Raw genomic sequence first — 26,916 nt, forward strand, 5'->3', positions numbered from 1 at the left:
TTTTAGGCGCCCACGCCGGTATCCGCCGGTATGGCCATCAAACCCGCCTACGTCAAGAAGACGGGCGAGATCCTCATGGAGCGCTACCCCGAGGCGCTCTCGACGGATTTCGAGCACAACAAGGAGGCAGTGACGGAGCTGACCAACATCGAGTCCAAGGGCGTTCGCAACCGCATCGCCGGCTACATCGCGCGGAAGCAGGCCGCCCAGCCCGCCTGAACCGGAGTCAGTTCTCGGCAGTGCTATCCTGCGACTAGCGGTGCGTGGAGCAATCTGTGGAGTAGTTTTCTCGGGGAGCGATGCGAGTGATTCGACTACAGAATATTGCAGAAGCGAACCGCGGAGTGAGCTGGACAGCAAACCGCTTGGAAGCCCCCTCCCGCTCGACTCGGGCGCCTCGCTGTGCTCCTCGCCTCCCTTCGGTCGGCTGCGGTGCTTACTTCGGCGTCCTTCGCCGAGCGGTCGGCCCCTTCCAGTCCCACCCGGCGGATGTTGAGTCGGCGATGCCCGGTGGATCGCCCCAGCGAGCGGAAGCAGGCGGGCGATCCCCAGAGCTGAGCATGCCCGATCCACCGTCGCGCTTCGCTCTCCCAGCTCATTCACAGGGAGGTGACTTCCGAAGGCGGTCGCGGTCCAGCCAGTTCCCACGCTCCGCTCTGAGTTCCCTAGTCGTCCAGTCGATCAGGGAACGCTCCGGGTGAATCAACCCAACCGTAGCGCCGACGGTCATCGACGACCATGCAAATCAGTTCCAAACCGTTTTGACTGCGCACCACCCACACCGGTCAATGTCAGTACGCGTTGGCGTCATCGGCGCCACCGGCGCCGTCGGACAGCGTCTCATCCAGCTGCTCGCACCGCACGAGAACTTCGAGATCGCCGCACTCACGGCCAGCGAGTCGAGCGCCGGCAAGTCCTACAGCGAGGCGGCCAAGTGGCGGGCGTCGGGCCCGATCCCCGGCGACGTCGCCGATCTCACCGTCTCCGAGACCGACCCCGCCGCCGTTCCCGACGACGTCGATCTGCTCTTCTCCTCGCTGCCCTCCAGCGTCGGCGAGCAGGTCGAGCCCGAGTTCGCGGAAGCGGGCTACGTGATTTCCTCGAACTCCTCGAACGGCCGGCTCGACGACGACGTCCCGCTGGTCATTCCGGAGGTCAACGCCGACCACGTCGACCTGATCGAGGTCCAGCGCGACGAGCGGGGCTGGGACGGCGCGCTGCTCAAGAATCCCAACTGCTCGACGATCACGATGGTGCCGCCGCTGGCGGCGCTCGATCGCGCGTTCGGGCTCGACGCCGTCACCGTCTCGACGCTCCAGGCGGTTTCCGGCGCCGGCTACGACGGCGTCACCTCGATGGAGATCATCGACAACGTCCTGCCCCACATCGGCGGCGAGGAGGAGAAGATGGAGACGGAGACCTGCAAGCTGCTGGGATCGTTCGACGGCGCGGAGCTGTCCTGGCACGGCGTCGACGTCTCGGCCTCGTGTAACCGCGTCCCCACGCTTGACGGCCACCTCGAGAACGTCTGGGCGGAGACGAGCGACGACGCCGGCCCCGCTGCCGCCGAGGAGGCGTTCGCGGAGATGCCGACCGTCGACCTCCCGAGCGCGCCCGACCAGCTCATCCACGTCCACGAGGACCCGAACCGGCCACAGCCCCGCCTCGACCGCAACGCCGACGGCGGCCAGGCCATCTCGGTGGGCCCGGTACAGGAGACCGCCCGCGGGATCCAGTTCGATAGCCTCGCGCACAACACCATCCGCGGCGCCGCGGGCGCCAGCGTGCTGAACGGCGAGCTGCTCGCAGAGCGCGGCTACATCTGAGGCAGGCGATTCGGTCGGCGGCTCGCCGGGATCGTGACGGCGATGGCGTCCTGGCGCTGAAGCGGCGAGCCGACGACGCCGGACGCCGAACCGAAGACGGGGCCTTCGGCACCGACCCCGCCCGTGACGAACCGTTTTTTACAGGTGCGGCCGAGCGGACAGGCATGGCACTCGCGCTCGCCGACCTGCTCTGGGCCGCGCTGTTCGTCCTCTTCTACCTCCTGGTGGCGGTCGTCGCGGTCGCCGCAGCGGTCGGCGTTCCGGCGTTCGCCGGCAAGATGGTGTACGACCGTGCGGACACGGAGGGGCTCTCGAACCCCGCGATGCTCGGGCTCGGCGCGGCCTTCTTCGCGGTGCTCGTCGGGCTGTTCGCTGTCGGGCTGCTGGTGACGTACTTCGGCTAATCTCCCGGGCGCTGCCCACCGTTGGCCGTCGATTCACGAGATACCGATCGAAGGCGACGGGAGCCGTTCCACTCGACGACTTCGTAGCCGACGGCAGCGAGTGCAGCGTCGCGATACCGCGAAACGACGAACCACTGGGGAACGCGTCGGAACCCGAACCCGCGGCAGCTCGTCCAGCTCAGATCGACGCGAGTCTCATTGCCCTCACCCTCGGCAGTCACCGTGTAGCGAACGTGTGGCTCGTCGTCGACGATCACGAGAAACTCGAACCCGTCCGCGTCGGGCCTGTCCCGGACCTCGGTCCGCATGGTCACCGAGCGAAGCCCGAAGAGAAACGGGAGCGTGTAGATGGCACCGGTGGCGGTCCGCTCGACCTCCGGCGCCCTCCCCCAGGTTAGCGCAAGGACCGGCGGCCTGGCGCTCTCGAAGGCGGACCGGACCGCCTCGGGCGCGTCGTCAGTCCGTAGTTCCGCGGTGCCCTCGGCACGGAGGCTCGGGAGCCGCAGCAATCCCGCGAGGACGACTGCCACGGCGACGCCCGGCAACGGCGACAGGGTGACCCAGGTGAGGAGAAACGCTGACACCGCGGAGAGGGCCAAGAGCCCCGTTGCCACTCGGTCGGCCCGATTGTGACGCTTCGCGATCGCTGCAACGGCAGGAGACACGTCGACGTCCTCTGCAGCCGTCATCGTGAGTGGTTCCCTCTCGGCCTCACGCGGAAAGCATTGGGGTAGAGATCGAACGCAGTCGGGGCCAGTCCGTCGGTCGCTCGACGGTCACGACGATCCCTGCCCAGCGGCCCCGCCGCTCACCCGACGACGTTCTCGAGCTCCTCGCCGGCCTCGGCGCGGCGGACGTTACCAGCCATGATGTCGGCGAGCCGGTCGTAGTACTTCGGCGTGTAGCCCGCGTTGTGGGGCGTGATCCGGACGTTCCCGAGATCCCAGAGGGGATGATCGTTGGGCAGCGGCTCCGGATCGGTGACGTCGAGGTGGGCGCCGCGGAGGCGGTTCGAGCGCAGTGCCCAGAGCAAGGCGTCGGTGTCCAGCACGGGCCCACGAGCGACGTTCACCACGTAGGCCGAGGGCGGCATCGTGCCCAGCTCGTCGCGACCGATCAGCCCCTCCGTCAGCTCCGTCAGCGGACAGGCGAGGATCAGCTGGTCGGTGCGGGCGAGCGCGTCCTCGAAGGCCGCCTCGTCGTCGAACCCCAGCACTTCGTCGGTAGGCCCGCCCTTCTCCGGGGAGTAGCGGACGCCGATCGTGTCGACGCCGAACCCCTCGAGCCGGTCGGCGATCGCCGTGCCGATCGCCCCGAGCCCGACGATCGTCACGGTGTCGCCCATGAGCTCGTGGGTCTGGTAATGGCGCCACTCGTGACGTTCCTGGCGGCGCTGCCCGACCTCGAAGCGCCGGGTCGCGGCGAGGATCGCGCCGACGACCTGCTCGGCCATGTTCGGCCCGTGGACGCCCGAAGCGTTGGTGACGGTCACACCGGCGTCGCGGAGCGCGTCCATCGGCAGGTGGTCGGTGCCCGCGTAGCCACAGGCGAAGAGTTCCATCGCGTCCGCGCGCTCGAGGAGCGCCTCGTCGATCGATCGACCGGTGACGTAGCGAACGCCCTCGATCAGCTCCCGCTCCTCCGTCGGCGTGCTCGCCACGGCGACGTCGTGGTTCGGGAGTCGTTCGCGGATCGCCGCGCCGTACGCCTCGATCGGCTCGCCGTGTGTCCCCTTGCTGAGCACGAGTACGTCGGGAGTTCCGGACATAGGTGGGCTTTGCCCGCCGCTCACGTCATGGTTACGGCGACGAGACCCGGCCGGATCGATGCGGCGAGGAGACCAATCGGACGTGGAGGAGGCGGAGACCGAGACGGTGAAACGGAAACGACGGAGCAGTGGCCCACCGCGAACCGTCAGGGCGTGATGACCGCCCGCCCCTCGATCTCGCCGTGCTCCAGGCGCTCCGCGACCTCGTTCACGTCCTCGAGGTCGTACCGGCTCGTCCGGAGCTCGACGTCGCCCTGTTCGACGAGAGCGACCAGCTCCTGGAGCTCCGCGTACCGGCCGACGATGTTGCCGACGAAGGAGAACTCGCCGTTGACGAGCGACTGGGCGGGCTCGTGGACGTGCCCGCCGTAGCCGATGACGTGGTGGTCGCCGCCCGCAGCCGTGACCTCGGGAGCGTACGCCGTCGTCTCGTCCGCGCCAACGAAGTCGAGCACCTGCGCGACGCCGACGCCGTCGGTCACGTCGTCGACGAACGCCTCGACGTCGTCGCTCCGGGGGTTCACGGTGTGGTCGGCGCCGAGCTCGGCCGCGAGTTCCAGCGCCTCGTCCTTGACGTCGACCGCGGTGATCCGGGCGGCGCTCATCGCGTCGAGACACTGGACGCCGATGTGACCCAGCCCGCCGATCCCAACGATCAGCGCGTGGTCGCCGGGGTTCAGTTCGTCGACGGCCTTCTTCGCGGCGTGGTAGGCGGTGATCCCCGCGTCCGCGTGCGGTGCGATGTCGATCGGATCGACGCCCGACGGCAGCGGGATCACCGAGCGCTCGCCCGTTAGGAGGTAGTCGGCGAAGCCGCCATCGGTGGTTAGCCCGTTGAACGCCTGGTTCTCACAGTACATCGTCTCGCCGAGCCGGCAGGGACGGCAGGTCCCGCAGGTCTGGACGGGGTGACAGATGACGGGGTCCCCCTCCTCGACGAGCTCAACCTCCTCGCCGGTCTCGGCGACGATGCCCGCGTTCTCGTGACCGAGCGTCATCGGCAGCGGCTGTGGGACGTACTCCTCCCACATTCCCTCGATGATGTGGTTGTCAGTCTGGCACCAGCCGGCGCCGGTCACGTCGACGAGGACGTCGTTCGAGCCGGCGAGCTCCGGCCGATCGATCTCCTCGATCGAGAGCCCCTTGCTCACGTCGTCGGTGTACTCGTGGAGACGCGCAGCCTGCATGGTACCGTGTCAATTAATGACGTGGGTGCAAAAAACTGCCGCGGGCGCACGCGTCGGGCTCCAGAGAGATCGAGGCGGGGGCAACCGCCGGCCCTCGCCCCGTCGGCCACCGCTGCGTGCGTCGAATCCGCGATCGCACGCCTTTTGGCCCGAACGGCCCTTCCTCCGTCAATGAGCAACTCGGGAGCGTTCTGTCCACGCTGTGGCGATTCCATCGAGCTCCCGCGAGACCGCCGGATCGAGCGCGGCGAGCCGTCGCTCTGTGACGCCTGCTACTTCGAGGACTTCGAACTCGTCGACGCGCCCGAGCGGATCCAGGTGCTGTACTGCAGCGACTGCGGTGCGGTCAAGCGCGGCAACCACTGGGAGGACGTCGGCGCGAAGGACTACACCGACATCGCGATCGACGCAGTCACCGAGGCGCTGACCGTCCACGTCGACGCCGAGTCGATCTCCTGGGCCGTCGAGCCCGAGCAGGTCGACCAGACGACGGTCCGGCTCACCTGCCACTTCTCCGGCGTCGTCCGGGACACGCCCATCGAGGCGACGGTCGTCGTGCCGGCGAAGCTCGCCGCCGGCACCTGCGATCGCTGTGGCCTCATCGCCGGGGACTTCTACGCCGCGACGGTCCAGGTCCGCGCGGCGACCCGCGACCCCACCGACACCGAGATCGCCGACGCTCGCGAGATCGCCAACGAGTACGTCGCCGAGAAGGAGGCCGGCGGCGACCGCGACGCCTTCGTCTCCTCCATCGCGGAGGTCGAGGGCGGCCTCGACGTCAAGGTCTCCACCACGCAGCTCGCCCGCGAGATCTCGAACCGGATCGTCGAAGCCCACGGCGGCTCCGTCGACTCCTCCGAGCGCCTGATCACCGAGGACGGCGACGGCAACCGGGTCTATCGGACGGCACACGTCGTCCGGCTGCCGCCCGTCGCCGCCGGCGACATCATCGACCCCGGGGACGGCGACGGACCGGTGATCGTCACCGCTGCCCACCAGACGCTCTCGGGGACCAGATTGGCCTCCGGCGAGGACTTCGAGGCCGACTTCGAGGACCTCCCCGAGCGCGCGGTGCTGGGCGACCGCCGCGACGCCGAGGAGACGACCCTCGTCGCCGTCGAGGACGAGCACGCCATCCAGGTGCTCGATCCCGAGACCTACGAGGCGACGACGATCTCCCGGCCCGACTTCGTCGATCCCGACGCCGAGACGATCCAGGTGTTCAAACACCGTGAGGGGCTCCACGCCGTCCCCGACGACGAATGAGCGGTGACGATCCGACGAACGAAGCGACGAACGACGACGATTCGGACGGGGATCCGAACGTGGAGTACCCGAACGACGACGATCCAGCCGCCGAGGAACTCCAGCTCGCCGCCGTCGTCCCGAAATCCCGCGGCGAGGCCCCACTCGAAGCCCTCCGCGAGGACGAATTGTACGACGACAGTCGCCGGATCAGCGAACACGACGACGGGACGATCGCGATCCCGGTGACGGGACCGATCACAACGGCTCGACAGGCCGCCCTGGGCATCCGCGAGGTCGTCCGTCAGGAAGACCCAGAGCCGCGAGCGAACGGCCTCGACGACCTCCTCGTGGAGCGGGGCTGGACCGACGAACAGCTCGCGTCAGCGCCGGGCTCCTGGGCAGTCGTCGGCAGCGTCGTCCTCGTCGACCTGCCGGCAGACTGCCACGACGAGACGGCCGTCGGCGAGGCGCTGCTCGAACTCCACCGGGAGGCCGACACCGTCCTCGCCCGCGAGGGGATCGACGGCCAGACCCGGAAGCCAGCCCGGCGCGTGCTCGCCGGCATCGGCGACACCGAGACGATCCACACCGAGCACGGGGTCCGCTACGCGCTCGACCTCGCCGAGGTGATGTTCTCGCCGGGCAACGAGGCCGAACGGGTGCGGATGGCCGCGCTCGTTGACGCGGGGCGAGAGGCCGCGGAGCCGGTCGCGACGTTCGCGGCCGACGCGGAGGAGGCGAAGCGGGAACCGAACGCGACGGAGCCGCTGCCGGACCACGTTCCCGACCTCGATCCGGGTGAGGACAGTTCGGCCGGTGGCGGAGAAGCTTTCGACGAGAGCGACGGCACCGAGCACGTCTTCGACATGTTCGCCGGCGCTGGCTACTTCACGCTGCCCGCCGCGATCGCCGGCGCCGAGGTCACCGCCGCCGAGATCGACCCCGACACGTTCCAGTACCTGATCGAGAACGCACAGCTCAACGACGTGGGGAACCGCGTCTCCGCGTACCTCTCCGATTGCCGCGACGTCGCCGAGGTCGTCACCGCCGATCGCGTGATCATGGGCCACTGGGACGCCCACGAGTACCTCGACGCCGCGTTCGCGGCGGTCCGGGACGGCGGCGTGATCCACTACCACGAGATCGTCCCGGAGCCCGAACTGTGGGACCGCCCACTCGGTCGACTCGAGGCCGCAGCGGACGCGGCGGGGCGGTCGCTGTCGATCGAGGACACCCGACGGGTGAAGAGCTACGGCGAGGGCGTCTGGCACGTGGTGGTGGACGTACGGGTGGGGGCGTAGCGAAGTGGTCAGCAGTGGTCAGCGGGACCGCTCAGACGGCATTTCGACCAGTTCGATCAGTACGAGTGCGCGCCCTATGTGGCAAGGTCCATAGCCATTTCTGCGTTGCCTTCGTACCGACGGTCAAGAGAAACGATGCAAACGCTCAAAATCACCGTCGGCGATCATCAGACGCTCGACGAGCGAACGCGAACAAGAATCGAGGCAGCACAGGCAAACGAAGACCTCGACGACGTGCAGCCGACGCTGAACTTCGACTCGTTCGCCGAGCTCAGCCGGCTGCTCAGTCCGAAAAATCTCGAATTACTCGAGGCGATCGCCGAGACGGAACCGGATAGCATCCGCGCCGTTGCCGACGCCGTGGGGCGAGATTACAAGCAAGTCCACAGGAACTGTTCGGAGCTCGAAGCCATCGGCGTCCTCGAGTTCGAAGGCGGTGGTGCCGGGCGTGCGAAGAAACCGATCCTCGCCTACGACGGCCTCGAGATCGATATCCCGTTCGCCGATTCGAACGGGTCGGTCGGCACCGCGGCACCGTAGCCGACGAACCGCCAGTAGAACAGAGGCTCAGTCGTCGGAACTCGCTCGCTTGTACGGCCCCGGCGGCAGGAGGAGGTCCTCGACGCCGGGCAGGTGTTTCACGTTGTAGACGACCTGGAGGTCGTCGGTCACCGGCTCGCCGACACAGGAGAGGCGGATCCCCTCCTCGGTCAGCTCCTCGGGGAGGATGTGGCTGACGGGCTGGGAGAGCGAGCCGTCGATCACCGCGACGGCGCAGTTCGCGCAGGCGCCGCCGCGACAGGAGAAGGGCCAGGTGAAGCCAACGTCCTCGGCGCCTTCCAGCAGCGAGTCGCCGGGATCGATCTGGAACCGGCCGTAGTCGCCGGGGTCGAGACCGGCCTCGCTGGCCTTCTCGAAGAGGTCGTCGTCGGTAATCTGCCAGCCGTGGTCGGAGAGCACCTCGTAGTCGACGTACTCGACGGTGTGGGGGTCGCGCTTTGGCTCGGGCGAGGACTGCGACTCGTCGGTCGTCCAGTCGATGGAGGGGTCCCAGGGCGATCGCGGGCCGGTGGCGCCGGACCCAGCCTCGGACGCCGGCTTGGGCGCGGGGGAGCGCCCCTCGCCGAGGAGCTCCTCGTAGGCGGAGCGGACCCGGCGGAACTCCGCCGGAGTACCACCGTGGTCGGGGTGGCTCTCGAGGACCCGATCGCGGTACGCGGAGCGGATCGCCTCCTCGTCCGCGCCGCGATCGACCCCCAGGACGTCGTGCGGGGAGGGCACGGACGTGGCTTGGCGTGCAGAACTGATGAGCGTTGTCCCATCGGAATCGGGCGACGGAGTCGTGCTACCGAATATATTCGCCAGAATACTGAGGACGCTGGCCAGTTCCAGCCGTACTACTCACAGAGTCACAGACGAGATTTCCCCTCAGCCGGTTCCCTCGGACGGGCGACTAGTTCGTACCGGTCTCGAACGAACCTCGCCGACGTCGGGGTCGGACGGGTTGATCACCCGTACATCTCTCGAGGATTCTCGACCTCGAGACCGTCGACGCGATCGAAGCCGGTGTCGGTCGTTCCGATAGGGACGTCGAGCGACCGCGCAGCGCCAGCAACCATCATATCTGGGTGCTGGATCCATTGCCCGTCGGCTTCTAGCTCGTCACGAATGTGAGCCCCGGCAAGACCGTGGCTGGGAGCGTAGTCGAGTCGGTACTACTTCGCGTGCTCGTATCCGCGCAGGAAGTCGGCGCAGTGACTACTGTCGAGGACATTCATGAATCGCCTTCGAAGTCCTCGTCCATCTCCCGCTTGACCTCGTTCACGGCGTCGTCGATATCGGTGTCACTCCACGCACCGAACCCAGCGAGCGGATCGTCGTCCTCGATCTCGCGGGCAATGACCTCCTCGAAGCTCTCGTCGCCCCGCTTCCGAGCCCGAAGCTTCCGCCACGTCTCCTCAGAGACGCGGATCGTCTTCCCAGACATGATCACATCGATGTATACACGGTAGAACGATCGGTGTTTCGGTCGTTCAGGAGTCGTTCTCGGCGTCGAGATCGACGCCGAGTACGCGAGCGCAGACCGCCCCGACGACCTTCCGGCGTCGTGCTGGTACGGTCGTCTGCAGAACCGCATTTCGAATCCCCAGCCTGCCGAGGTTCGACCCGATCCCCGAAACGAACCACGTGGTCTCCGCCAGGAACAAGGTACTTGTAGCGCACTGCACACAGAATTGAGTATGGACAGCGACATGCAGGCGGTCGTCATCGCCGCGGGCGAGGGCACGCGTCTCCGCCCCCTGACGGAGGACAAGCCCAAGGGGATGGTCGAGGTGGCTGGCAAGCCGATCCTCACGCACTGCTTCGAGAAGCTCGTCGATCTCGGCGCCTCCGAGCTGCTCGTCGTCGTCGGCTACCGCAAGCAGGACATCATCGAGCACTACGGCGACGAGTTCCAGGGCGTCCCGATCACCTACTCCCACCAGCGCGAGCCCCTGGGCATCGCCCACGCGCTGCTCACCGTCGAGGAGCACGTCGACGACGACTTCATGATGATGCTCGGGGACAACATCTTCCGCGCGAACCTCGCCGACGTCGTCCGCCGGCAGATGGAAGATCGCGCGGACGCGGCCTTCCTCGTCGAGGAGGTCCCCTGGGAGGACGCCTCCCGCTACGGCGTCTGTGACACGAACAAGTACGGCGAGATCGTCGAGGTCGTCGAGAAGCCCGAGGAGCCGCCGAGCAACCTCGTGATGACCGGCTTCTACACGTTCACGCCGGCGATCTTCCACGCTGCACACCTCACCCAGCCCTCCGGCCGCGGCGAGTACGAGATTTCCGAAGCGATCGACCTGCTGCTCCAGTCCGGCCGCACGATCGACGCCGTCGAGCTCGACGGCTGGCGGAAGGACATCGGCTACCCCGAGGACCGGGACGACGCCGAGGAGCGCATCCTCGAGGAGGAGGGCGAACTGGCCGAAGAAGCGGCGGAGTAGCGGTCGATCGCTCGCGGAAGCGACTTGCTCGCGTAGTCGGTTTCGACGGACGGGGCTCCCAACTGAGTGTTCGCCACGAGCAGCCCGCACTGCGCCCGCGATCAGTAGACGTACGCGTCGTCGAACCGGCCCTCGTAGGTCTCGTCGTGAGGATGGGTGTCCTCCATGCCCGGGAAGCCGATCCGGTCAATCTTCTTCCAGGTGTTCTCCCAGGCGAGGTGAGCGATCTCGCTGGCCGACCGGAGTCGCTGGCCCACGCCAGAGTGTCGCGACACGCGGGTCTCGGCCGTCGTCAGCGCGTCGGCGATCGTCGCGGCGTACGCTGTACAGGCCGGGTCGTCGCCGGCCGCACGAGGAATCGAGGCCGTTGTCTCCGTCCAGACGTCGCCGACGGTCCAGCCGAGGTGCGCGTAGGAGGAGCCGAAGGCCGGCAGGTCGAGTTCGGTGGCGAGCGAGCGCGAGCGCGGGCCGTGCCCGGGGAAGTACTTCGGGTTGTAGATCTCGATCGCGTCGATCAGGTCGGCGTACTCCCGGAGGTCCGCCTCGCTGAGGCCGACGGTGAGATACTCCGGATGGGGTGCGAGCACGGTCGCGTCCTGGCGCTCGAACTCCGCCATCGCGGCCTCCAACGAGATGAAGTCGGGGACGGGCGACTCGAGCCCCATCGCGAGCACGTGTTTGCGGTTCCGGTACGGACCGGTGAACACCTCGCGAGCGGGGACCACGAGCACGTCCTCCGTCGTAAGCGCTCGCGCGCGGCGCTCGATCTCGGGGAGCCGGGTGAAATGTGGCGCGTAGACGACGGCGTCGAGATCTCGGCGCGCCGCTCGCTCGACGATCGACTCGTCGAGCACCTTCACGTGGGGATCGATCCGACTCGCCGACACGGACGGGAGGTCACCGCCGGACGGTTTCAGTCTCCCGATCTTGCCACGTGCCGCCGCGCTACTCCTCGAAGCGCTTCCGGACGCTCTCGGCGTGGGCATCGAGCCCCTCGGCTTCGGCGAGCGTCTCGATCGTGTCCCGGAGGGCTTCGAGGGACTCCCGATCGAGACGCTGGACGGTCGAGGCCCGGAGGAACGTGTCGACGGAGAGCCCACCGGTCACGCGAGCCAGCCCGTTCGTCGGGAGGACGTGGTTCGTCCCGGAGGCGTAGTCGCCGGCGGCGACGGGGGTGTACTCGCCGAGGAAGACGCTGCCCGCGGATGGGATCCGGTCGGCGATCGCCTCGGGATCGTCGGCGTAGATCGCCAGGTGCTCGGGGGCGAACTCCTCCGCGACGGCGACCGCTTCGGGCTCCGAGCGCGCGAGCAGGACGCCGCTGGCGTCGTTCTCGAGGGCGGCCTCGATCGTTTCGGTACGATCGCGGTCGTCCCCCTCGGCGCCAGCAGCCGCCGGCCCAGCGCCGGCGGCGACCTGCTCCTCGACGGCCTCGGCGACTGCCTCCGCGAGGTCCTCGTCGGCGGTGACCGCAACGACGGCGGCATTGGGGTCGTGCTCGGCCTGGGCGACCAGCTCCGCGGCGACGAACCCCGGATCGGCCGAGCCGTCGGCGAGCACGAGCACCTCGCTCGGGCCGGCGACGAAGTCGATCTCGACGTCGCCCTGGACCTCGGCCTTTGCGGCGCTGACCCAGCGGTTCCCCGGGCCGACGATCTTCTGGACGCGGTCGACGGTTTCGGTGCCGTAGGCGAGCGCGCCGATCGCCTGCGCACCGCCAGCGGCGTAGACGCGATCCGCGCCGGCGGCGTGGATCGCACCGAGCGTCGCGTCCGACGGCTCCTCGGCTGGCGGCGTCGCGACGGCGATTTGCTCGACGCCGGCGACGTCGGCCGGGACGATCCCCATGATCGCGCTGGAGGGGTAGGCCGCGGTGCCGCCGGGGACGTAGACGCCGGCGCGCTCGATCGGCCGAAACCGGCGGCCGAGCTCCCGGCCCTCGAACGTCTCCGTCCAGTCCTCGGGGAGCTGGCGCTCGTGGAAGGCCCAGACGTTCTCGATGGCGTCCTCGATCGCCGTCCTGACGTCCTCATCGAGGCGGTCCCAGGCGCGCTCGGCCTCGTCGGCGAGGTCGACGTTGCCGACGGCGACGCCATCGAACTCCTCGGCGTACTCGCGCAGTGCGACGTCGCCCTCCGTTCGCACGCGCTCGACGATCTCCCGGGCGTCGCTCCGGGCGTCGTCGATCCCGGCGTCGCGCTCGAAGAGCGCCGTCCGCTCGTCGGGCGACAGGTCGGCGATGGCCCGTACGTTCATGCCAGCGGATTGGCCGGGGGCGCACAAACCCGTTTCCTTCCGCCACGCGAGCTACACAGTAGTAACCCATTTACGGGACCGCCGTGCATTCCCGGCCAATGAACGAGGACGTGACGGTGCTGATCCCGACGCTCGACGAGGCCGCCACGATCGGCGACGTGGTCTCGGGGTTCGTCGATCGGGGCTACGAGACCGTCCTCGTGATCGACGGCGGCTCGACGGACGGCACGCAGGAGATCGCCGAGGACGCCGGCGCCGAGGTGATCCAGCAGACGGGCACCGGGAAGGGCCAGGCGATGATGCAGGGGTTCGAGGCCGTCGAGACCGAGTACGTCCTCGTCCTCGACGGCGACGGCACCTACCTGCCCGACGACGCCGACGCACTGCTCGAGCCGCTGCGCTCCGGCGAAGCCGATCACGTCGTCGGCAACCGCTTCGCCGACATCCGCTCGGGCGCGATGCCGCGACTGAATCGCGTCGGCAACCGCATCATCAACTGGGCCTACCGGGCGATCCACCGCCGAGACCACCACGACATCCTCTCGGGATACCGTGCGATGTCGATGGACTCGCTGGACCGGATGAACCTCACCGCGGAGGGCTTTGGCATCGAGACCGAGATGTGCGTCGAGTGCGTCCGTCACGGCATCGACTCGATGGAGGTGCCGATCACCTACGAAACCCGGCCCGCTGGCTCGGAGACGAACCTCCACCCGATCAAGGACGGCGGCACGATCATCGTCACGCTCTACCGGCTCGCCAAGACGAACAACCCCCTCTTCTACTTCGGCAGCCTCGGCGCGCTGTCGCTGCTCGCCGGACTCGCCATCGCGGGGTACGTGGGCTACGACTGGTTCGTCAACGACATTCCCCACGAGATCCTCGCGATCGTCGCCGCCGCGGGCATCCTCGTCGGCGTCCAACTGTTCATGATCGGGTTCCTCTCGGACATGATCGTCGCGCTCCATCGCGACCAGCGCCGGCGGATCGAGCGGCTCGAACGCCGCATCGACGACGAGGACTGATCAGCAGCGCGCCGGGCGTCCTGTGCTCGAACGAAACGTCGGCGACGGGCACACCAGGGACGAGCGGTCACTCCGCGGGCGGGGTGCTTCGCCGGCACGACGCACAACTCACTTGAGGCCGACCGTCGGAGACGTGGGTATGACCGACTACACCACCGTCTCGATCCCGCAGGACCTCGCCGACCGGGTGGAGGAGACGATCGAGGGGACGAGCTTCTCCTCGACGAGCGACCTCGTCCGCTTCCTGCTGCGCTCGATCGTCATCCAGCACGAGCAACGCGGCGAGCTGACCGAGGCCGAGTTCGCCGAGATCGCCGAGCAGCTGCAGGATCTGGGGTATCTCGAGGACTGAGCGGGCGAGAAAACAGAGCGGAATGATCCACCGGCCAGCAGTCCGGTTGCCCACCACCGCTTCTGTCGAACTGGTTCTAGTTGCGGTGGCCCGTGAGCGTCAACTGTTGGTGTCGAACCGCGGCAAGTGTTCGGCGAGCGCCTCCCGTCGCTGCTCGGACTTTCGTTCCTCGATTCGCGGGTCGTAGGTTTCTCGAGCACGGGCACCGATACGTCCACGCGATCGCTCAGCCGTTCCTTTCGGATGCCCTCATTGAATTGGTTCATGATGGCCCATTTCCGGAGTGGATGCGTGCTGAATCGTGAGGGGCAATCGGCATCCTCTGCGTTGTTCGCCGCATCGCAGCCTTCGATCGTCCGGTCGGGGACAGTCGTTCTCGGAGACACATGGCCGGCTCATCTTGTAGAAGTCGCGTCGGATGGCCGCAGTCGTCGGCCGTCTCTTGGAGGTCGCCATGAGGGGCTCTCGGCCGTACCGATCCGTCACGTCGTTCCGACGATGGTCGATGTAGTCGACGATGAGATTACGCAGTTCCGGCGAGATGTTGACGATCCGCTCGCCCTTGGCGTCGTTCTTGAGCGGCGTTCCATACTCGTCGGGCCCCTCCGGCCGATCGCGAATGTAGATCGTCTTCTCCTCTGGATCGAAGTCCTCTAAGTCCATGCCCCGAACGGCGCCCAGCCGCATCCCGACCTCCGCGATGAGCTCGAACTCGAGGTGCCTCCTGGAGGCTCGATCGAACTGTCGGGAGTAGGATTTGATCCCTTCGACCTCCTCGTCGGAGGGCACCTCGTAGTTGACCTCTTCCGCCTCGGGCACGTTGGGCATGGGCACGCGCTCGGCGAGCCCCTCGGGCACCGCGTCGATGTTCTCACAGAAGCGGAGAAAGCGCTGCAGGATCGCGAGGTTCCCGTTGAGAGACACCGTCGCCAGACCGGCCTCCTGCTTCCGCCAGGTCTTGAACTGCATGAGCTGCCGGCCCTTCACGTCGTTCATGTCGTCGGTGCCGGCTTCGTCGGTCCAGTCGACGAAGATGCTCAGCGCCGACTCGTACTTTCTGAGCGTCGCGGTCCGAAGGTCGTCTTCCCGGTGCTCGAGGTACCAATCGAGGGCTTCTTGCGGTGAAATCGGATCGAGTGTGTTCATCGTCATCCTCTCAGTCGCGGAAGTTCTCCTGCGTTGGATCATAGGGGTCGGTCCCTTTGATCGAACGGTTGTTCTCGGACTCTGCGCGCAACGCGGGGATGCCATCCGGGTTCTTTTCCATGTAGAAGCGGAGTGCCCCTTCGACGAACTCCGATTGCGTAGCTCCTATCTGTTCGCGTGCTGCTTCGATCGCCCTGGCTCGCTCGCGGGAAACCCGCGTTGCGTAGGCCGTTGATTCCTCGCCCATCGTCAGTCACTGCCAGAAGTTTCAGCCTTAAATAAAAAGGCGGGAATTGGGGTTTGGCCTGGATGGATAATGGGGTAGTGCGCATTTTGGAATTCAATTGTAGTATTCTGTCGCCTTCAGCGCCTTCATTTGGAATATGCACAATGGCGATCGCAAGTCATCCGATCAGCTTCGGTCCATTTTGAGCACCCAGATGTGCAGAATGGAGTAAAGGCGATAATGGGGAATTCGGCCTTTGGAGCGGCCTTGTATTGAATGGAATAATGATGCGTTCTCAGGCATAGCTGTCGAAAATTACGCTGGGTGATCTCGGGCGCATATTGCTAGGTGAAAATTTTCAGCAAATCCCCAATTCCACCGAATTCGCCTTTAGATGGCTAATTAAATGGGGAATTCGGCCGTTCGGCCCCTATGAATCTGCTGAGACAGCTAGACCCCTTACGATATAGTTGGCTGTTGTGATTGAGCTACAATCGCGTCCACCGACCGCTCAAAAAACGGACTAGTATTCGACTGCCGAGCAATAAGAGCTGATAGATTTTCAGACTAGTCGGATTTAGACGTTATCAAGGGTGGGACTACCGCGGGTGCTGATACCCGCTCTATGGCCATAGAATTTTGCCGGTGAAGCACGCCCTCTTTGCAACTATAGGGTTAATACTTGGTTATTATAAGGGGTAGAATTATGGCATTTCCTTCTGAATTTGGGAACATGAACCGAACCCCTGTGTCTTCAAGCGACCTGGACAGCGTAGGATACGACCAAGACAATCAAATTCTGGAGGTCGAGTTCAACAGCGGCGGAGTCTACCAGTACTTTGATGTCCCGCCTAGAATTTATGAGGGGCTAATGAACGCCTCTTCCCACGGTTCGTACTTCCATAGTCAAGTCAAGGACAACTTCCGCTACGACCAAATCAGGTAAAACAAATTCAGATGAGAATTCATAGATGAACCTTGAGAAGCTAGAAGTCCAAAACCATCGTTCTATCAAGGATCAGTGGGGAGAAGATGAAATCACATTTGAGGGCCTTGACTGTCTCGTAGGTAAGAACAACGTCGGGAAGACCAACATCATCTCCGCGATCAAATACCTGCTTGGAGAAGAGGATAAAGAGAAGGACGAAGAACTCTACTGGAACAAGGATACCTCTCTCACCGTTGAAGTACGCGGTTATTTCAAAATTTCCGAAGAAGATCTAAAAAGGATAGAAGATGAGCAAAAACGAGGGCAAGTCAGGGAACTGCTTCTAAACGAGAAAGGCTTGGAGAACCACCTCGGAATCTGCCGCATCACCGAGCCAAATAACGATGAGGGAGACGGGAACTCCCTATCCCAAGTAATCCAGCTTAGACCTGTTGACGATCAGTTTAGCGAGGATACTTTTCTAGAAACCCGGGACAATCAGTGGGAAAGAACAAATGAAGAAGACGAGTTTACTAATACAGATTACCGGGATGCAATGCAGGATGAATACCCTGAGGTCGCAGAGCAGGTCGATGATGACAGTCTAAAGCAGAAGGGGGCATGGAAGGACGGATACGAGCGTTACATTGACTCCCGGCCAGAAGGTTTGGAGCTAGAACCGAGGCCTACAAATTTTCCTTCCGGTGCGAAGACTGTGGTCCGAGACAACATCCTCCCAGATGTGGTCAAGATTCCTGCCATCAAGGAAGTAGAAGACGCCACCCAGGCCTCTGGTGAGCTGGGAGAAATGACCGATGCGTTATACAGCGAACTTGAGGAGGATATTGAGGAGAAGATTGAGGAGCAACTGGGCGGCGTTTATGACCAGTTAGATACTAGCTCGGAATCGTTTGAGACTCGGATAAGTGGTTATCTGAAGGAGGCGTTCAGAGATTATTCTGTAGAATTAGATTTTCCGCAGGTTAAGAGTCGGAGATTGTTCCGGGACGTTGGTATCCGTATTGAGGATGACCAGCTTGGAGATACTCTTTCTCATGAGAATGTTGGTGAAGGTGTGCGTCGAGTTCTTGTATTCAGTATGCTTCGTACTATTGCGGATCTTAGGGATGGGTCGCTCACTGTCAGCAATGGGGATGAGGAAGATGAACAGAGCCAGCCTCTCTTGATCCTTTACGAAGAGGCGGAACTATTTCTCCATCCAAATTTGCAAAAGAATTTGCTCAGAGTTTTCAGAAGCCTCGCCGATGGTGAGGCTCAGATAATATTCAACACTCATTCGCCGGTAATGGTTCAGAATGAAGTGATTGATACAATTAATATCGTTCGCGACCACTCGGGGACGGAAGTCACGCAGTTTCATACGGTATTAGAGGACCGGGATCCAGGTGAGCAGTCGCGCTTGATGGATTTACAGAAGGTGTCTTCGTATATCTTCTCTGAGAGGGTTGTATTGGTGGAGGGCAAGTCTGACGAAATTATACTGAGGAAGTTATCCTCATCTCTTGATGATAGCTGGGAGTTTGAGAGTCAAGGTATTCCGGTTCTTGCTGTTGGAGGGAAAGGTGACCTCCCGCTATTCAAGGATTTCTTAGATGATTTGGGTCTTGATGTGTTTGTAATGGCTGATATTGGATCTCTGAGGAGCACTGCCCACAGTTTGGTAGAGGAGGGGTTCCCTCATGATGACATTGAAGAATTGAAAGACACAGCTGACTCTCTTGTAAATGATGGCGAAGTAGAACATAGTTGGAATAGTAGTGATATCGACAGTAAAATCTTGAACGCGACATGGGAGAAGACATTTGAGAGCTACAAAGAGTTGAAACGAAGGCTCGAAGAAGGCGAGGATGTCGAGCAAAAACATATTGATAGCCTGAAGAAACTTATCAATAAGAAATCAAATGACGCATGGAGAGAGGCTATAACGAGTGATCATGAGCGAATAAATGCTGAAAGACTAGATCTGCGGACTCGTATACTCGAAGATGATGTTCTTGTCCTCGACGGAGAGATCGAGGACTACTACCCCGACGTAGATGTGAGCAACAAAACTGAAGCCGCATTGGAGTTTTCAGTTAAAGATTACAACACTGAAGATCTGAGAGAACACTTTACAGACCTCCCTGATAGAGAGAAAACAGACGTAGAGACCTTCTTGGAGAAAGTATTCGTGCGTGTTTAGACGCTAGCAAGAGCGGCTAAATACCGTACATACTAGGAGATGAAGCGGGAAATGTGAAGTGTACAACCAACCATCTCCCACTTCACGAGCCGAGTTGTATTTCTAGCCAAATAGACCACCGGTGACCCGAAAGAAACGGTCGTTCACCCGAGTCAGTGCGGCTACGCTAATTGGGCATAGTCCCGGTTGGGCTTAGAGAGTTTAAATAGACATCTGCCTACGCTGCTCTTCGAGTGATCTCGGATGGACGATGTCGTCGGGCAATACGCCCACAGAATAGGATTCTCGAGCCCCCAGACCAAGATTTGTCTGGAAACTCGACGTTACGGTCTGTTACGGCCGATAAAGATGGCGACGCGAAAACCCCTCTAAACGACTAAATCTGACAGTTACAAGCTGTTATGTCCGAATCTACTACCGCAACGGCCGAATTTCCCGACGGGGTCGACCGACGGTTGCCGTTTCCTGGCGTCGACTTCGAACGCCCCTGTACCGTTACGCGGTCACGTTCGGCGTCGTCGGGCTTCCAAAGGTCACGCTCAATGGAGTCTGGGCCGGGAAGACCGGTCGCCAATCGCAGGACGAGGCCACCCGGGGCCGAGTACCGGGGTCCACAGGTTCGGGAGCGGCTTGAGCGGGACGCGGCAGTCGTCTCCGTTTTATGAAGAATCGATGTTAGGAGGTAGATCCCATTCTTTGCCAACTCGAACTTGAGTATCTGAGGAACACTCAGTGCCAAGCAGATTCATATGGGTGGCTCGACGTAACCATATCGTGACCGAGGCCGCCTCCCTCCTCGCGGGCCCGGACCCCGACACCGCCACCCGGCGGGCCTTCCACTGGGCCGACGCGGAGGCCGACGACGCGCCCGACGCTGTCCTCTGCCTCACCCAGAGTACCGACCGGGCCAAGGAGCTCGAACGACGGTGGGCCGAGGACCGCAATCCGCTCCGCTTTACCGCGACGACGCTCGACCGATTCGTCAGCGATTGCTACGAGCGAGCAACGGGGTCGCTGGCAGACACGACGCTCAGCAAGCCCGAGCGACTTCGCCTTGTTGAAGCCGCAATCGAGCGATTCGATAGCGACGATGGGCCCTTTGGCGCCATCGAGCAGCCCTCCAACGACCTCGTCGACCAGGTCCAGGGGCTCTTTTCGCTCCTCGAGTACGCCGGGTACGCCACCCCGGACGAAATGGAACATGCGCTCCGGTCGGCCGGCGCCACCGGGGACGATGCCCTGGATCCCGACCTTTTCGCCTCCTTTCGCTCGACGGAGATCACTGACAGCGACGGATCGCTCGAATCCCAGGCCGTTATTATCCCCGAGCTGTATGCCGAATATCAATCGCTCCGCGAGGAGCTTCATCCCGACTGGAAGACGGTCAATTCCGAGCAGTATCTGGCGTTACTCGACGGCGATCAATTGCTCGACGCCGTCCCGGCTTCCGTCGACGCCGTCGTCCTCGATGGACTGACCCGACTCGCCCCAGCCGAACGGGAGACCATCGCCCGAATTGGTCGGAACATCCCGACGGTCGCGGTCCTGTCGCTGGTCCACGACTCGATGGGTGGAAATGGACTCGACTTCGGCGTCCAGCAGGAGCTCACGGTCTACCAAGCCATCGGCTTTCAGCTCGATTACGAGGCTCCCGAGTCGGTTGACGACCGTCGGCTGGACGCCGTGCGGAGCCTACACGTCGCCTCCCGCGATCCGCGGTCGTACGCCCCGTCGGAGGTCGGCATCGAGTGGCTCGAACCGCCGACGGAGCGCGAGGAAGTACGGACGGTCGCCCGTCGGATTCGCGGGTTGCTCGCCCGGAACGACGTCGACCCGTCCGACGTCGGCGTCGTCGTCACTGACCGGACGACGTACCGGGGGATCCTCGCCGAGACGCTCGGGGGCTACGACGTCCCGTTCACGTTCACGAACGACATCGGGATCGAGCAGACCCTCGTCGGTGACGCTGTCGAGGGGCTCCTGGATCTCGCCGACGGGGAATCCGGCGTAACTCCACTCAGATCGCTCTGTTCGAACGCACTCGTCTCGCTGGAGGCGTTCGGCGTCGACCCGGCCGCGGTCCGTCGGGCGAGGGAGTCGGCTGACGGGGACTCGATCGAGGCCCTGCTCGACGCGCTCAAGGACGACGGGGCCACGACGACGGCCGTCGGGATCGAAGACCTCCTCGACCGGGTGGATCCCGATGGCGCTTCCCTGGCGGGCTACGTGAAGGAGCTCGGGGACCTCTTGGAAGACCTCACCGTCGGCGAGGCCGTCGAGGAGCACGGCATGCCGTCGAGGGCGACGGGCTCCCATCGGCCAGCGTACGAGCGCTCGGCCTGGGAGTCGGTCGAAGGGGTGCTCGACTCTCTGGAGGACGTTGCTCCTCACGTCACCGACGAGGAGCCTGTCGGTCGGGTCCGACGGGCGTTACGCGCCGAGTTGGTCGGGGGGCCGAGCCAGCGCGACGGCTACGTTCGGGTGCTCCCGATGGCAGAGGCAGAGATGGCATCCTTCGAGCACACCTTCGTGCTCGGGCTGACGTCGGGATATTTCCCGACGGAGCAGGACACGATGGCCTTCTTCGGCGCCGTCAACGACGCCGACGAGGAGTTCAGCCGGGCCCATACCGGCCGCCGGGCCCGGTACATCCTTGGCACGCTACTCACCGGCTCCGGAGATGTGGTGCTATCCACCCCACGGCACTCCGTCGATGGGGTCGAGCACGTCCCGGCGCCCGTCGTCACCGAACTCCGACGGTACGTCGACGGGCCAACCGACGGCGATCCCGACGGGGCGCCCGACGGAACCCCGTCGGTCACACCGACGGTGACGAGCGAAGACATTCAGCGGCGATACGCGGACTGGGCCGGCCCCCAGCAGTTTGACTCCGTGGACGAGCCCGTCGCGGCCCTCAACGATGCCGACGGGCTCAGAGACGACGGGCGGACATTCGCAGAGATGGGCCTCACGACGGCCTGGCGACGGGCCCAGCCCCATCACACGGCTCACGACGGTCACATCGGGGATCTGCTCGGGGAGATCTACCCGAGTTGGCGACGGGAGCCCTACAGCCCGAGTGCGTTGGAGAACTACGCCCGCTGTCCGTTCCTGTATCTCGCCAACAACGTCCTGGGATTCGACGAGGACTACGGCGAGGAGAACGACGTCAGTCGGGCCGACCGAGGAATCTTCATCCACGAGGTGCTCGCGGACTTCTATCGCGATCTCCGCGAAGAAACCCATTCTCCGGTCGCCCTCTCCGAGTTTGATCGAGAGCACCTCGAGTCGGAGCTACTCTCGAAATCGCTGGCCCGCGTCGACGAATTGGGCTCGATCGAGACGCCCTTCGCCCGGCGGACCGTGACCCGGATCCTTGCCGGTCTGGGCTCTCCGTCGGAGAACCCCTATTACGGCCCATCTCACGACGGCGCGGATGGGCTCTTCGTCCGCTTCCTCGATGCCGAACTCGAGGCGGCCGACGGTGCCCATGCTCGACCGACCTATTTCGAGGGGGCGATCGGCATCGACTACCTCGACGACGTCGAGCTACTCGCCGAGGAGCCGGTGACCGTCGACACGCCCGATGGGCCCGTCGACGTGTCGGGGATCGCCGACCGGATCGACGTCGTTCCCGACGGAGCGTCGCCCCATCTCCCCGACGGTGTCCGTGGAATCTACGTTCGCGACTACAAGACCGGAAACACGCCGGCCAGGGCCGACGTCACCGACGGGACGAAGCTCCAGCTGCCCCTTTACGGCCTCGCCCTCGAGGAGATTCTCGAAGAGGCGACGGGAGTCCCCCACGAGGCCATCGGCGGATCCTACTACGGCCTCAAATCACCGACCGACGTCGATCCGACCGCCGGACAGGTAACGTCGCGCGCTGCCGTCGGGTCCGACGACGGGCTTCCGCTCGTTACACCGACAGGGCAGACCTGGCGGCTCCCCTTCGACGACGTCGAGCAGCACCGACGGTTCGTCCGGAATGTAACCTCAGCGCGGCTCGGTCGGATCGCGTCGGCCATCGACGACGGCGCTTTCCACACCTCGCTGCTGAGTGAGGATCACGCCGATTGCGAGGACTGCACCTTCCGGAATTCCTGCGACGTGCGCCATCACCTTCGACAGGATCGACTCGACGAAATCGACGACGGCGAGCACTACGTCTCCGAGCGAGCACGTGACGCGGAACTCGATCTGGACGCCTACCGAGCCGGAGGTGGTGACTGATGGTGGACTTCGAGGACTTGGAGGATCCCCAGCAGCTCGCGGCGCTCGCCCACGATCGGAACTACGCCGTTACGGCGGGCGCCGGCAGCGGCAAGACGACGACGTTCGCCATGCGGTATCTGAAGCATCTAGAGCAGACCGACGCCGACCCCCACTCTATCGCCGCGATCACCTTCACCGAAAGCGGCGCAACGGAACTCGAGGAGCGAGTGCGGTCGTCGGTGAGCGACCGGCTCTCTGGCCTCGACGGCGACGACTACGATCGGTGGCGGGAGTACCACGACGCCCTCCCGGAGGCCTACGTCCACACGATCCACGGCTTCTGCTCGCGGCTGCTCCGGGAGTACGCCCTGGAGGCCGACGTGCCCGTTGGCTTCGACGTGATCGAGGAGACGGCCGCCAGGGGCCATCAGCTCGAGACCGTCGAGCGGTTCGTCGAGGAGAACCTCGAGGATCCCCGCATCGAGCGCCTCACGGAGCTTTACTACCGGGACCGACTCGAGAAGCTGCTCGGCGATCTGCTGGCCGAGCACCACGACGCCCGCCAGTGGGCCGACGAGTGGGCGGACCGCGATGCCGAGGCGTATCTCGAGTTCGTCCAGGAGCGATACTCGCCAATCGATCCCGACGATGCGCGGGATCGGTTGGGCCGAACGTCGGTCCAGAACGCGCTCGGCGACCTGCAGCAGGTGGCCGCCGAGGAGGATGCCGGACAAAACCGCATCGGCATCGCGAGGAACGTCGCGGAGGCCGTCGAGACGTATGGAGGTGGCGAGCGCCCCGGGCTCCCTGTGGATGCCTTGGACGACGTGGAGATTCACGACGCCGCTGCAGCGATCTGTGAGGCGCTCACAGCGGACGGCACGCCGTACATCGGCGACTGGGACAGCTGGGCCTACGATCGACACGGCGATTGGGCCGACGCGAACGGGAACCGCTACGAATCGGCCACGACGGAGCTCGTCGACGCACTACCAGTCGAGGAGTGGGCGATCCCGGATCGGCTCGGCGTCGACCGGAACGCTGGCGAGTACTACGTCACGCTGGCCTCGCTCTTTCAGGACCTGCACGACGCCTACGAGGAGCGCAAGCGCCGGGAGAACGTCCTGGACTTCGCCGACCTCATCGACGGTGCTATCGAGCTGTTACGGACGTCTCCGGACGTTCGAGAGAACCTCCGCGAGACGTTCGACCACCTCATGCTCGACGAGGTTCAGGACACCGACCCCCGGCAGTGGGAGCTCGTCGAGCTGCTGACCTCGCTCGACGACGAGTACGATCGGCTGAACGTCTTCGTCGTCGGTGACGAGAAGCAGAGCATCTTCCGTTTCAGGGGTGCCGACGTCACGCAGTATCGAGCCGAGCGGGGGCGGCTCGCCGGGGCGAACGAGCGGGCCGGAACGCCCCCGCTGGACTCGGTGTATGAGAACGCTGGCGAGCAGGATCTGTCGGTGAACTTCCGGTCGCTTCCGTCGGTCATCGAGCCGATCAACGGGCTCTTCGATGAGGTGTTTGGGAGCGTCCCCGAGGTCCACCAGGACGCACCGCCGGGGATCGACGGAGGTGCGACAGAGTTCGAGCCCGACCCCCAGGCGTTGCAGCCCGACCGAACGGATCTCGAGGGTGTCGGCACCGAGACGACGTTCGTGGCGGTACCCGAGGAGGAAGAAGTGAGAGAAGCGGTGCTCGATGCGGAGCATCCACTCCAGGATCTTCCAAACGATTCCATCGAACTCGACGCACGGGCGCTGGCTGGGGAGATCGCGTCGCTCCTCGACGGGGATACCCAGCGTTACGAGCAAGTTGAAGGGAACGAGGCGGACGACGGGCCGAAGGAGCGCCCGACGAATCTCGAGCCCTCGGACGTCGCGATCTTGCTCCGCAAGCGGACGCACCTCGAGACGTACGAGCGAGCCCTCGCGTCGCTGAACGTGCCCTACACCGTCGCCTCGGGCATTGGCTTCTACGACAGCCCCGAGATCGTAGCGCTCCGGAATCTCTTCAGCGTCCTCCAGGACCCGGACGACGATCTCGCGCTGTTCGGTGTGCTGCGGTCGCCTTTGTTCGGCTTCGACGATCCGACAGTCGTCGGGCTCTGGGAGGACGTAGACCGGAATGAGGTCGGCAGCGGGGAGCTCTGGGCTGCGCTGGAGCGGACCGATCACGAGGGGCTTTCCGCGGCTCGCGAGTGCATCGAGCGCTGGCGGGGGCTGGCTGGAGCCGACGGCCCGACGACCGTCGTCGAGACGTGGGACTCCCTGCTCGGCCGGATCATCGAGGACACCGGCTTCCTCGCAAGCTTGGCCGTCGGCGAGCGTGGTCAGCAGGCCGTCGCGAACGTTGAAAAGTTCCGCTCGCGGCTTCGTGGCTGGAGCGAAGACGGCTTGCAGACGCTGCCGGCACTCGTCGATCGGATCGAGCGGGAGGTGGAGCTCTCGACGCGGGAGGGGGAGGCGACGGTGCCGGAGGACGCCGACGGCGTCCGGATCATGACGATCCACGATGCGAAGGGCCGAGAGTTCCCGGCGGTGTTCGTACCTGGGATCTCAAAGGATTTCAATCTCAAAACTGGCTATGGCGAGGGCATCGCGGAGTTCGAGACGGTCGAGGATCCTGTAACGGGCGAGCGGACGCCGCTGCTGGGGATCAAGGGGCTCTCGGTTGGTGACGCGTTCGAGGAAGCGAATACGACTCTCAAGCGGCGCCTGGAGTTCCAGCGCAAGCGCGAGGCGGTCGCCGAGGAGAAGCGGATCCTCTACGTCGCGATGACGCGGGCTCGGGATCACCTGGGTCTGGTCGGGACGGTTGAGTGTGACGGCGATGGGATCGAGTCACTCGACACTGGTGATGAAGCGGACCCCTCGAACTGGCACGATCTTATCGGGCCGGTGCTGCTCGATGACGAGACTGTCGCAGAGCTTGCGGCGGACGGGGAGGCGACGACGCTTTGGAACGCGACGGAGCAAGCGACGGTCCGGCTCCCCCGGGAGGGAACCGAACTACAGCAATCTGGATCGGAGGAGTCACCGGAGCTAACTCTGGACGTCGAAACGTCGGAGGCGGATCCGGAGTACTCGATTCCGGCTTCGTACCTCGGCTCGTTGATCGAGGATGGCGCCCCCGGCGACATCACAATGGATCACACGGGGCGCTACGTCAGCTACACGCCGCCGGATTATGAGCGATCGGAGGGCAGCGATGGGGCAGAGTCGATGCCTCGGAACGTCTTTGGCGACGTCGTCCACAAGGCGGTCGAGCTCGGTGTGGCCCCAGAGGACGAGGTGACGATTCAGCGGATGGCCGAGCAGTTCGCGACCCAGGACGACGGTGAGACCGTGAGAATCGAGGATGCGGACATAACCGAGCTGCAGGACCACCTTCGGACGGCCGTCGAGTTCGTCGAGGGGATCCAGGGGACCGCGGTGGACGAGAAGCCCGTTCGGGCAACGCTCGACTCAGGCGAGGTCTACGGAGACATCGACCGACTTGTGGTCACGGACGATGCGTTCCACGTCGTCGACTACAAGACGAGCGCTGTAGAGGACCGGGCTCGAATTCAGGAGAAGGCGGAGCACCATGCCTGGCAGATGCGAGCGTACGCGGTCGCGCTTCACCAGGCCGATCCCGAGCGAGAGGTAGAGGCGACGTTACTCTTCACGGCCTCGGATCACCCGGAACGGTTCCACTGGACTCCTGGGAAACTCAAAAGTTGGGCCGGAGAGCTGAACGCGGAGATCGAAGTGGCTATCGACGAACCTCACCCTGGCCGATAATCGAATCGGTGGGGCGCCGCCTTCACCGGTCCCCGAAACGCGCG

22 protein-coding genes are annotated in these 26,916 nt (G+C 64.4%); 13 read left to right on the forward strand and 9 right to left on the reverse strand.

What is annotated here, in order from left to right; translation table 11 throughout:
- Positions 1–30: 30 nt before the first annotated feature.
- The 3 genes from ACZ5KP_RS05675 (at position 31) to ACZ5KP_RS05685 (ending at position 2,230) form a co-directional block, all read left to right on the forward strand.
- Positions 31–219 (forward strand): 30S ribosomal protein S17e, encoded by a 189-nt coding sequence (locus tag ACZ5KP_RS05675; protein ID WP_020446918.1) that lies wholly within the window; start codon positions 31–33, stop codon positions 217–219.
- Positions 220–788: 569 nt separating this feature from the next.
- Positions 789–1,826 carry an aspartate-semialdehyde dehydrogenase gene (gene asd / locus ACZ5KP_RS05680; RefSeq protein WP_460920810.1) on the forward strand — a complete coding sequence of 346 codons (1,038 nt, stop codon included), beginning with the start codon at positions 789–791 and terminating at the stop codon, positions 1,824–1,826.
- Between the two features lie 164 nt (positions 1,827–1,990).
- Positions 1,991–2,230, forward strand: coding sequence for a hypothetical protein (locus ACZ5KP_RS05685; protein WP_460920812.1), 240 nt, complete (start codon positions 1,991–1,993; stop codon positions 2,228–2,230).
- On the opposite strand, the gene ACZ5KP_RS05690 is transcribed toward ACZ5KP_RS05685, so the two are convergent.
- The 3 genes from ACZ5KP_RS05690 to ACZ5KP_RS05700 all read right to left on the reverse strand — a co-directional run bounded on the left by ACZ5KP_RS05690 (position 2,227) and on the right by ACZ5KP_RS05700 (position 5,185).
- Entirely contained in the window at positions 2,227–2,919 is a 693-nt protein-coding gene (locus ACZ5KP_RS05690) for a hypothetical protein (RefSeq protein WP_460920814.1), read from the reverse strand. The genes ACZ5KP_RS05685 and ACZ5KP_RS05690 overlap by 4 nt on opposite strands.
- Positions 2,920–3,038: 119 nt before the next feature.
- Positions 3,039–3,998 carry an NAD(P)-dependent oxidoreductase gene (locus tag ACZ5KP_RS05695; protein ID WP_460920816.1) on the reverse strand — a complete coding sequence of 320 codons (960 nt, stop codon included), beginning with the start codon at positions 3,996–3,998 and terminating at the stop codon, positions 3,039–3,041.
- A 146-nt stretch (positions 3,999–4,144) separates the two neighbouring features.
- Entirely contained in the window at positions 4,145–5,185 is a 1,041-nt protein-coding gene (locus tag ACZ5KP_RS05700) for an NAD(P)-dependent alcohol dehydrogenase (protein WP_460920818.1), read from the reverse strand.
- A 171-nt stretch (positions 5,186–5,356) separates the two neighbouring features.
- Between ACZ5KP_RS05700 and ACZ5KP_RS05705 the strand changes: the two genes are divergently transcribed.
- The 3 genes from ACZ5KP_RS05705 (at position 5,357) to ACZ5KP_RS05715 (ending at position 8,274) form a co-directional block, all read left to right on the forward strand.
- A complete protein-coding gene (locus tag ACZ5KP_RS05705; protein ID WP_460920820.1) occupies positions 5,357–6,451 on the forward strand; it encodes a 60S ribosomal export protein NMD3 in 1,095 nt (364 codons plus the stop codon).
- A complete protein-coding gene (locus tag ACZ5KP_RS05710; protein ID WP_460920822.1) occupies positions 6,448–7,734 on the forward strand; it encodes a class I SAM-dependent methyltransferase in 1,287 nt (428 codons plus the stop codon). Before ACZ5KP_RS05705 ends, ACZ5KP_RS05710 begins: the two co-directional genes overlap by 4 nt.
- A 135-nt stretch (positions 7,735–7,869) precedes the next feature.
- Positions 7,870–8,274 (forward strand): HVO_A0114 family putative DNA-binding protein, encoded by a 405-nt coding sequence (locus tag ACZ5KP_RS05715; RefSeq protein WP_460920824.1) that lies wholly within the window; start codon positions 7,870–7,872, stop codon positions 8,272–8,274.
- A gap of 27 nt (positions 8,275–8,301) precedes the next feature.
- Here the strand turns inward: ACZ5KP_RS05715 and fer are convergent, their stop codons facing one another.
- Both fer and ACZ5KP_RS05725 read right to left on the reverse strand, forming a co-directional pair.
- Positions 8,302–9,015, reverse strand: a complete 714-nt coding sequence (gene fer, locus ACZ5KP_RS05720; RefSeq protein WP_460920826.1) for a ferredoxin Fer — start codon at positions 9,013–9,015, stop codon at positions 8,302–8,304.
- A 493-nt stretch (positions 9,016–9,508) separates the two neighbouring features.
- Entirely contained in the window at positions 9,509–9,721 is a 213-nt protein-coding gene (locus ACZ5KP_RS05725) for an antitoxin VapB family protein (protein WP_460920828.1), read from the reverse strand.
- Positions 9,722–9,986: 265 nt separating this feature from the next.
- Here ACZ5KP_RS05725 and aglF point away from each other — a divergent pair, with 265 nt between their 5' ends.
- The gene (gene aglF, locus ACZ5KP_RS05730) at positions 9,987–10,730 is read left to right on the forward strand and encodes a UTP--glucose-1-phosphate uridylyltransferase AglF (protein ID WP_460921132.1); all 744 of its coding nucleotides are present in this window, start codon (positions 9,987–9,989) and stop codon (positions 10,728–10,730) included.
- Positions 10,731–10,831: 101 nt separating this feature from the next.
- On the opposite strand, the gene ACZ5KP_RS05735 is transcribed toward aglF, so the two are convergent.
- Both ACZ5KP_RS05735 and hisD read right to left on the reverse strand, forming a co-directional pair.
- Positions 10,832–11,617 carry a PHP domain-containing protein gene (locus tag ACZ5KP_RS05735; protein WP_460920830.1) on the reverse strand — a complete coding sequence of 262 codons (786 nt, stop codon included), beginning with the start codon at positions 11,615–11,617 and terminating at the stop codon, positions 10,832–10,834.
- A 58-nt stretch (positions 11,618–11,675) separates the two neighbouring features.
- The gene (gene hisD / locus ACZ5KP_RS05740; RefSeq protein ID WP_460920832.1) at positions 11,676–12,986 is read right to left on the reverse strand and encodes a histidinol dehydrogenase; all 1,311 of its coding nucleotides are present in this window, start codon (positions 12,984–12,986) and stop codon (positions 11,676–11,678) included.
- A 98-nt stretch (positions 12,987–13,084) separates the two neighbouring features.
- Here hisD and aglJ point away from each other — a divergent pair, with 98 nt between their 5' ends.
- Positions 13,085–14,011 (forward strand): S-layer glycoprotein N-glycosyltransferase AglJ, encoded by a 927-nt coding sequence (gene aglJ / locus ACZ5KP_RS05745; RefSeq protein WP_460920834.1) that lies wholly within the window; start codon positions 13,085–13,087, stop codon positions 14,009–14,011.
- A 139-nt stretch (positions 14,012–14,150) separates the two neighbouring features.
- Positions 14,151–14,363: a ribbon-helix-helix domain-containing protein gene (locus tag ACZ5KP_RS05750; RefSeq protein ID WP_460920836.1), complete on the forward strand. Its 213-nt coding sequence runs from the start codon at positions 14,151–14,153 to the stop codon at positions 14,361–14,363.
- Positions 14,364–14,612: 249 nt separating this feature from the next.
- Here the strand turns inward: ACZ5KP_RS05750 and ACZ5KP_RS05755 are convergent, their stop codons facing one another.
- Together ACZ5KP_RS05755 and ACZ5KP_RS05760 are read right to left on the reverse strand one after the other, a co-directional pair.
- The gene (locus ACZ5KP_RS05755; RefSeq protein ID WP_460920838.1) at positions 14,613–15,509 is read right to left on the reverse strand and encodes a tyrosine-type recombinase/integrase; all 897 of its coding nucleotides are present in this window, start codon (positions 15,507–15,509) and stop codon (positions 14,613–14,615) included.
- Between the two features lie 10 nt (positions 15,510–15,519).
- Positions 15,520–15,756, reverse strand: coding sequence for a hypothetical protein (locus ACZ5KP_RS05760; protein ID WP_460920840.1), 237 nt, complete (start codon positions 15,754–15,756; stop codon positions 15,520–15,522).
- Between the two features lie 712 nt (positions 15,757–16,468).
- Between ACZ5KP_RS05760 and ACZ5KP_RS05765 the strand changes: the two genes are divergently transcribed.
- The 4 genes from ACZ5KP_RS05765 (at position 16,469) to ACZ5KP_RS05780 (ending at position 26,872) form a co-directional block, all read left to right on the forward strand.
- Complete coding sequence (locus tag ACZ5KP_RS05765; RefSeq protein WP_460920842.1) at positions 16,469–16,681, forward strand: KTSC domain-containing protein; 213 nt, start codon at positions 16,469–16,471, stop codon at positions 16,679–16,681.
- A 25-nt stretch (positions 16,682–16,706) separates the two neighbouring features.
- A complete protein-coding gene (locus tag ACZ5KP_RS05770) occupies positions 16,707–18,866 on the forward strand; it encodes an AAA family ATPase (protein ID WP_460920844.1) in 2,160 nt (719 codons plus the stop codon).
- Positions 18,867–19,640: 774 nt separating this feature from the next.
- Entirely contained in the window at positions 19,641–23,099 is a 3,459-nt protein-coding gene (locus ACZ5KP_RS05775) for a PD-(D/E)XK nuclease family protein (protein ID WP_460920846.1), read from the forward strand.
- Positions 23,099–26,872, forward strand: coding sequence for a UvrD-helicase domain-containing protein (locus ACZ5KP_RS05780; protein WP_460920848.1), 3,774 nt, complete (start codon positions 23,099–23,101; stop codon positions 26,870–26,872). Before ACZ5KP_RS05775 ends, ACZ5KP_RS05780 begins: the two co-directional genes overlap by 1 nt.
- The last annotated feature ends 44 nt before the right edge of the window (positions 26,873–26,916 follow it).

The sequence above is a fragment of the Salinarchaeum chitinilyticum genome (assembly GCF_055390775.1).

Excerpts from the sequence above, each read along its gene's own strand:
- ACZ5KP_RS05765 (WP_460920842.1), top strand. The coding sequence starts at position 16,469 with ATGAACCGAACCCCTGTGTCTTCAAGCGACCTGGACAGCGTAGGATAC.
- ACZ5KP_RS05675 (WP_020446918.1), top strand. The coding sequence starts at position 31 with ATGGCCATCAAACCCGCCTACGTCAAGAAGACGGGCGAGATCCTCATG.
- hisD (WP_460920832.1), bottom strand. The coding sequence starts at position 12,986 with ATGAACGTACGGGCCATCGCCGACCTGTCGCCCGACGAGCGGACGGCG.
- ACZ5KP_RS05780 (WP_460920848.1), top strand. The coding sequence starts at position 23,099 with ATGGTGGACTTCGAGGACTTGGAGGATCCCCAGCAGCTCGCGGCGCTC.
- aglJ (WP_460920834.1), top strand. The coding sequence starts at position 13,085 with ATGAACGAGGACGTGACGGTGCTGATCCCGACGCTCGACGAGGCCGCC.
- ACZ5KP_RS05760 (WP_460920840.1), bottom strand. The coding sequence starts at position 15,756 with ATGGGCGAGGAATCAACGGCCTACGCAACGCGGGTTTCCCGCGAGCGA.
- ACZ5KP_RS05695 (WP_460920816.1), bottom strand. The coding sequence starts at position 3,998 with ATGTCCGGAACTCCCGACGTACTCGTGCTCAGCAAGGGGACACACGGC.
- ACZ5KP_RS05725 (WP_460920828.1), bottom strand. The coding sequence starts at position 9,721 with ATGTCTGGGAAGACGATCCGCGTCTCTGAGGAGACGTGGCGGAAGCTT.
- ACZ5KP_RS05690 (WP_460920814.1), bottom strand. The coding sequence starts at position 2,919 with ATGACGGCTGCAGAGGACGTCGACGTGTCTCCTGCCGTTGCAGCGATC.
- ACZ5KP_RS05750 (WP_460920836.1), top strand. The coding sequence starts at position 14,151 with ATGACCGACTACACCACCGTCTCGATCCCGCAGGACCTCGCCGACCGG.
- ACZ5KP_RS05685 (WP_460920812.1), top strand. The coding sequence starts at position 1,991 with ATGGCACTCGCGCTCGCCGACCTGCTCTGGGCCGCGCTGTTCGTCCTC.
- ACZ5KP_RS05755 (WP_460920838.1), bottom strand. The coding sequence starts at position 15,509 with ATGAACACACTCGATCCGATTTCACCGCAAGAAGCCCTCGATTGGTAC.
- aglF (WP_460921132.1), top strand. The coding sequence starts at position 9,987 with ATGCAGGCGGTCGTCATCGCCGCGGGCGAGGGCACGCGTCTCCGCCCC.
- ACZ5KP_RS05710 (WP_460920822.1), top strand. The coding sequence starts at position 6,448 with ATGAGCGGTGACGATCCGACGAACGAAGCGACGAACGACGACGATTCG.
- asd (WP_460920810.1), top strand. The coding sequence starts at position 789 with ATGTCAGTACGCGTTGGCGTCATCGGCGCCACCGGCGCCGTCGGACAG.
- ACZ5KP_RS05705 (WP_460920820.1), top strand. The coding sequence starts at position 5,357 with ATGAGCAACTCGGGAGCGTTCTGTCCACGCTGTGGCGATTCCATCGAG.
- ACZ5KP_RS05700 (WP_460920818.1), bottom strand. The coding sequence starts at position 5,185 with ATGCAGGCTGCGCGTCTCCACGAGTACACCGACGACGTGAGCAAGGGG.
- ACZ5KP_RS05770 (WP_460920844.1), top strand. The coding sequence starts at position 16,707 with ATGAACCTTGAGAAGCTAGAAGTCCAAAACCATCGTTCTATCAAGGAT.
- ACZ5KP_RS05715 (WP_460920824.1), top strand. The coding sequence starts at position 7,870 with ATGCAAACGCTCAAAATCACCGTCGGCGATCATCAGACGCTCGACGAG.